Genomic DNA, 5,477 nt, shown 5'->3' with positions numbered 1-5,477 from the left:
GAGTGGCTTGCAGGTCCGCAGGCCTTGGCGGTTCTCCAAGGATTCCATCCACCAAGCGGCGCGCGCGTTCCTTTGGCGCGAGTGCCTGTGCAATCTGATAGTTTCGCGCGCCCGACGCCAGGTAAAAGCGCTCGTACAACTCGTTGCGGCTGGCAAGCGCGCTGCCGACGAAGTCCCACGCCAGTCGGAAGATTCGCGCGCGTTCCTCGGCGTTCGTCGTTCCTGCGCCGCGCAGATAACGGTCAATGAGAGGGCGGAGCTTCGGATCGTTAAGTTGCGCGCCCGTCGGCGCGGCGAGCAGATTGTGCGAGCCGATCAGCGTGATGATCTCGGCGACGCGCGGAAACCAGGTTGGTAGCGCGGCGCGCAAAGCAGCGAGCGGACCGCCGTTGGGGAACCAGACGCCGTTGCCGTATTCGAACGCTTCAACCTCCGCGCTGTGAATCGCCGCGCGGGCGAACTCCGCGTACGTCCAGATTTCGCCGAGCATTTGCTTGGTCGCCGGCGAAACGTCGTTGATAGCTTCGGCCATCTTCGTCGCTAGCCCGTAAGCGAACTCGAGTTTGGTCTGCGCCCGAATCATCGTCTGCTGCATGATGTTCGGATACCAGCCGGTCGCCATCACGGTATTGTAGGCGACGCGGTTGGCGTCGATGAAGACGCGATCGCGCGGGACCTCGACGTCGTCGAAAATCACGAACGCGTCCTGCTCGTCGAAGCGGCTCGACAGCGGATGGTCGAACTTGTTTGGCGCGGTCGCGCAACTGTCGCGGCAGATGAACTTCAGCCCCGGCGTATCCGTCGGCACACAAAACGAAAGCGCGTACGCCTCGGTGCCCTCGGTCAACGGTACGGCAGGATAGACAGCGATCTCGTCGGCAAACGGCGCAAGCGTCGCGAGAATTCTCGCGCCCCGCACGACGATCCCATGCGCAGTGTCGGTGACTTTGTGCAGTGCGACGTCGCTGCCCGGTTCCGGCACATCGCCTTTGACCTTGTCGATAGTGGGATGAATGATGGTATGCGTCAGCGAGAGGTCCTTGCGTGCGAGGATCTTCTGGTACGCGACAAGGTTCGCGGCGCCACGCTCGTTGCCGTTGACGGCCCATTCGTCGGCGCGTCCCGCGAATCCGGCGAAGGTGACATTCATATAGTCGGGCGTACGGCCCATCAGGCCAACGGTGAACTCCGCGATTGTCTGCAGGCAGGCGTGACGGCGCTCGAGGTCGGCCAGCGAGCGCGGGATCAGGTGGCTCACGTTGATCGGTTCGCCGGTCTCGGGATCCGGCATCAGGCAGACGTCGCGCGCCTGATGCTGGAGGTCGAAAATCCGCGCCAGCGTATTCGCCGCTCCCGCAAACGCGGGATGCGACACGATGTCGGTGACCTTGTCGGCGCCGACCCAGAGCTCGCGCGGTCTGGAAAGTCCAGCAAGGAACTCGCGTCCGGTGCGTGCTGCCATCAGCGGCCTCCTCGTACGATTCGTCTCGATACCACAGGGCCAAGCGAGCGAACGGCGCGATGGAAGTGTTTGATCGCGCGTGTCTTCGGACGACCGTTCCGCAACCCTTCGAGCTGCAGTTTGAGCGCGGCGCGCAGGCTGTCGTCGCGCTGCCGGCTTGTAATCGGATCGCCGCCAAGCCATCGCTGCAACTGGAAGAAGTAGAGGGCGAACAGACTGTGCGCGAGGCGGCTCGCGGGGACGTCCGGATGAAGTTCGCCGCGCGACTTCGCTTGCTCGATAAGGTCGGCGATCCCGCCGAGCATCGACGCCATCATTTCGGCCACGCCGTGACGGCGATCTTCGACGAACGGAAGTTCTCTCACGAATACGCGGGCCAGGCCGCGATCGCGCTCGTGCAGCGCGATCATCGCTCCAAACAGGTGCAGCACCTGATCGAGCAGTGGCCGCGCGGGCATCGTCGCAAACGCGTCATTGACGACGCGGCCGATCTCATCGCGGAAGAGCAGCACCAGGAGATCCTCCTTGGTGCCGGCATAGAGGAACAGGGTGCCGGCGCCGATATCGGCGGCGGCGGCGATTTCGCGCGTGGTGGTAGCCTCGAAGCCTTTGCGGCCGAAGAGTTTTCGTGCAGCGCGTTTAATCCGATCGAGCTTGTCGCGTTTGCCGCGTTCAATCCGGCCTGGACTTTCGTTCCGCATTTTCATTTTGAACTGAGCACGCTCAGTTATGAGCATGCTCATCAGTTACTAAGATTCGCCCGATCTGTCAAACGCATCCGCTGAATTTCGGACTCGCATATTTGCGAACCTGCGTCGTGCTGATTAGGCTGCGATCTCGATCGGAGGACAATTATGGCTGGATTAGTACTTCGCGAAGACCGGGACGGTCTCGCCACTCTCACCCTGAATCGCCCCGAGAAACTTAATTCACTCAACCTCGAGATGTTCGTCGAATTGCGCGCCCACGTGGACCAGCTTGCGCACGAGACCGAGCGCATCGGCCTGGTCGTCGTGCGCGGCGCCGGCAAGTGCTTCTCCGCAGGTCACGATCTCGCGGACATCGCGAAAGGTGAGCGCCCGCCCAAGCCTAACTTTCAATCTGAAACGATCGAGCGGCTCGCGGACCTGCCGCAGCCGGTCATTTCCGCCGTGCATGGACATTGCTACACCGGCGCGCTCGAGTTGGCGCTGGCAGGAGACCTGATCGTCGCGGCGGAGTCCGCGAAATTCGCGGACACTCAAGCTCGATGGGCGCTGACTCCCATCTGGGGGATGAGCCAGCGGCTGCCGCGACGCGTCGGGCCTTCGAAGGCGCGCGAGATGATGCTGACCTGCCGCACTTACTCGGGGGTCGAGGCGGCCGCGATGGGCCTCGCGAACATTTGTGTGCCGGATGATTCGTTCGACAGTCAATTGCGCGCGCTGGCCGAAACGATCCTCGCCAATTCGTGGTTCAGTCATCGCGCCAACAAGCGCCTGCTGATCGAGACCGACGGATTGCCGCTCGGCGCCGGCCTCGCGCATGAGGTGTACCGAAACCCCGGCGTCGACCCGGATATGCGCGAGCGCATCGCCGCGTTTACCAATAAGTCGGCGCGCCGTGCCTGAGATTGACGGCGCGCCCGCGGTGGAGACCGGCCAACCCGGCCAGCTCCAACCGCCGAGTGAACCTTCAAGCGAGCGTCGCGGCGCGTTTCGCGCACTGCGGCATCGCAACTACCGTCTCTATTTCTTCGGCCAGCTTACCTCGCTCGCGGGAACCTGGATGCAGAGCGCCGCGCAGGCGTGGCTGGTGCTGAAATTGACCAACTCGGCGACGATGCTCGGCGTCGTGTCGTTCGCGCAGTTCACTCCAATCCTGCTGGTCGGTTTGTTCGCCGGGGTCATCGTGGACCGCGTCGATCGCCGGCGCCTGATAATCACCACCCAAATCCTGCTGATGCTGAGCGCCTTCACGCTGGCGGCGCTGACGTGGACCGGCACCGTCCGCGTCGGGTACGTCATTCTTCTCGCTGCGTTCAACGGCACCATCGGATCGTTTGACATGCCCGGCCGCCAGTCGTTCGTGGTCGAGATGGTAGGTTACGATGATCTCGCCAACGCGATCGCGCTCAATTCAATGATGTTCAACAGCGCGCGCATGCTGGGCCCGGCCGCGGCGGGATTGCTGATCGCATGGCTCGGCATCGGCACCTGTTTTTTCCTTAACGGCGTAAGCTTTCTCGCCGTCATCTGGAGTCTAACGCAGATGGAAATTCCCGCGCGGGTGATTGCCGTGACCGGCGCGCGCATGATTCATCAACTGCGAGAAGGACTTGCCTATGTCTGGAGCAACCGCCCGATCTTCTACCAGATGGCGCTGGCCGCGGTGACCAACGGTTTCGGCTATCAGTACCTGGTGCTGGTTCCATTATTCGCCAAGAACGTGCTCCACGGCGACGCTCGCACGTACGGATTCCTCGTCGCGATTCAGGGACTCGGCTCGGTCGCCGGCGCGGCCACGCTGGCGTCGCGCGTGTCCACGCGAGGAATGAGGAACAATCTGCTTGCAGGACTTTTTCTCTCGGCGGTCGGAATCGTGATCTTCGGGATGTCGCGCTCGTTCGCATTGTCGCTGGCCGCGCAATTCGTAATCGGCGCAGGGCTGACCAACTTCAGAGCATGCAACAACACGCTGGTGCAGATGTTCGTCAACGACGATCTGCGCGGCCGCGTGATGAGTACCTATCAACTCGCCGCCGTCGGGATGACCCCAATCGGCGCGCTCGAGGTCGGTTACATGGGCTCGCACCTGGGCCCGATGCAGACCGTCGTGATATGCGGCGTGGTCATCCTGCTCAGCGGCGTGGTGTTGCTCACCCGGCTCAAGTCGGTCGGCATGGACGCGGCGCCGTCGTAATTTCGTCCTTGTAAGACACCCCACGGCGCGTGTTCAATGCTCGCTAACCGTTCCAACTGGAGGAGCCTGCCAATGAAATCCTGGATCTCGAAAGCCGCGGTAGGGATCGCAATGATCGTCGCGCTACCAATCCTTGCGCACGCCGATTCCTGGCAAATCGATCCCGCGCATACCAACGTCGAGTTCAGCGTGCGCCACATGATGATCTCGAACGTAAAGGGGCAATTTCAAAAGACCTCGGGAACGGTCGATGTCAACGGCAAGGATCCTACGTCGGCAAAAATCGACGCGACGATCGATGCCACGTCGATCAACACGCGCGTCGACAAGCGCGACGCTCATCTGAAGAGTCCCGCGTTTCTCGACGTCGACAAGTTCCCAACCATCACGTTCAAATCCACGAAAGTCGAAGTCGATGGCCCGGGCAAGTGGAAAGTGACCGGCGACCTGACGCTGCATGGCGTAACCAAGCCGGTCGTGCTCGAGGTTGAAGGAACCGGGGCGCCGATCAACGATCCGATGGGCAACACGCGCGCGGGCGCGTCGGCGACGACGAAGATCAAGCGCAGTGATTTCGGTCTTACCTGGAATCAGCCGCTCGAGGCCGGCGGCGTGATGGTCGGCGACGAAGTCGCGATTTCGATCGACGTCGAGGCGATCAAAAAGTAGCGATGCGCTCGTAGTGTTCTACCTGACGCTGCATGGGGAGACCGAGTGGAATCGCGAACGCCGGTTCCAGGGACAACTCGATTCGCCTCTCACCGAGCATGGCGTCAGCAGGCTCGTCGAATGGGTGTCACTCTGCGCGAACTGCTCGGAGACTCGACGGGATACGCGGTAGTCAGCAGCCCGCTCGGCCGCGCTCGCCGGACGGCGGAGATCATCTGCGAGGCGCTGGAAATAGAGTCGCGGCAAATCGAAACAGACGCACGGCTCGCGGAAATCAATCTGGGTTCATGGGCCGGCATGACGCGAGATGAAGTCGTGGCGCGATGGCCGACGGCGCTTGACGGGGCCGGACGCTACGATTGGTACTTCCGATCTCCCGACGGCGAGACGCTGGACGACTTCACGGCGCGCGTGCGGCAATGGCTCGATGACATCGCCCGCCGCG

Annotated in this window: 5 protein-coding genes and 1 pseudogene; 4 read left to right on the top strand and 2 right to left on the bottom strand. The window is 62.4% G+C overall.

Annotation, left to right across the window (positions count from 1 at the left end):
- A partial coding sequence (locus VIW95_RS09090) for a 4-hydroxyphenylacetate 3-hydroxylase family protein (protein ID WP_331585593.1) occupies positions 1 to 1,462 on the bottom strand: 1,462 nt, incomplete at its 3' end.
- Entirely contained in the window at positions 1,462 to 2,163 is a 702-nt protein-coding gene (locus VIW95_RS17605; RefSeq protein ID WP_414645278.1) for a TetR/AcrR family transcriptional regulator, read from the bottom strand. The genes VIW95_RS17605 and VIW95_RS09090, both read right to left, overlap by 1 nt.
- A 153-nt stretch (positions 2,164 to 2,316) precedes the next feature.
- Here VIW95_RS17605 and VIW95_RS09080 point away from each other — a divergent pair, with 153 nt between their 5' ends.
- The 4 genes and pseudogenes from VIW95_RS09080 to VIW95_RS09065 all read left to right on the top strand — a co-directional run.
- A complete protein-coding gene (locus VIW95_RS09080) occupies positions 2,317 to 3,072 on the top strand; it encodes an enoyl-CoA hydratase/isomerase family protein (protein ID WP_331585589.1) in 756 nt (251 codons plus the stop codon).
- On the top strand, positions 3,065 to 4,363 hold the full coding sequence (locus tag VIW95_RS09075; RefSeq protein ID WP_331585587.1) for an MFS transporter: 1,299 nt from the start codon (positions 3,065 to 3,067) through the stop codon (positions 4,361 to 4,363). Before VIW95_RS09080 ends, VIW95_RS09075 begins: the two co-directional genes overlap by 8 nt.
- A 72-nt stretch (positions 4,364 to 4,435) precedes the next feature.
- Positions 4,436 to 5,032, top strand: a complete 597-nt coding sequence (locus VIW95_RS09070) for a YceI family protein (protein WP_331585585.1) — start codon at positions 4,436 to 4,438, stop codon at positions 5,030 to 5,032.
- Positions 5,033 to 5,045: 13 nt separating this feature from the next.
- Positions 5,046 to 5,477, top strand: a pseudogene (locus tag VIW95_RS09065) (histidine phosphatase family protein); the annotation flags it as partial.

It is taken from the genome of Binatus sp. (SeqCode), from assembly GCF_036522015.1.
Taxonomy (GTDB): Bacteria; Desulfobacterota; Binatia; order Binatales; family Binataceae; genus Binatus.
Note: the sequence above shows the minus strand (reverse complement) of the source record. Positions and strands in the feature narration are given on the sequence as shown.

What these genes read in the sequence shown, in the direction of transcription:
- VIW95_RS17605 (WP_414645278.1), bottom strand. Translation starts at nt 2,163, where the DNA reads ATGCGGAACGAAAGTCCAGGCCGGATTGAACGCGGCAAACGCGACAAG.
- VIW95_RS09080 (WP_331585589.1), top strand. Translation starts at nt 2,317, where the DNA reads ATGGCTGGATTAGTACTTCGCGAAGACCGGGACGGTCTCGCCACTCTC.
- VIW95_RS09070 (WP_331585585.1), top strand. Translation starts at nt 4,436, where the DNA reads ATGAAATCCTGGATCTCGAAAGCCGCGGTAGGGATCGCAATGATCGTC.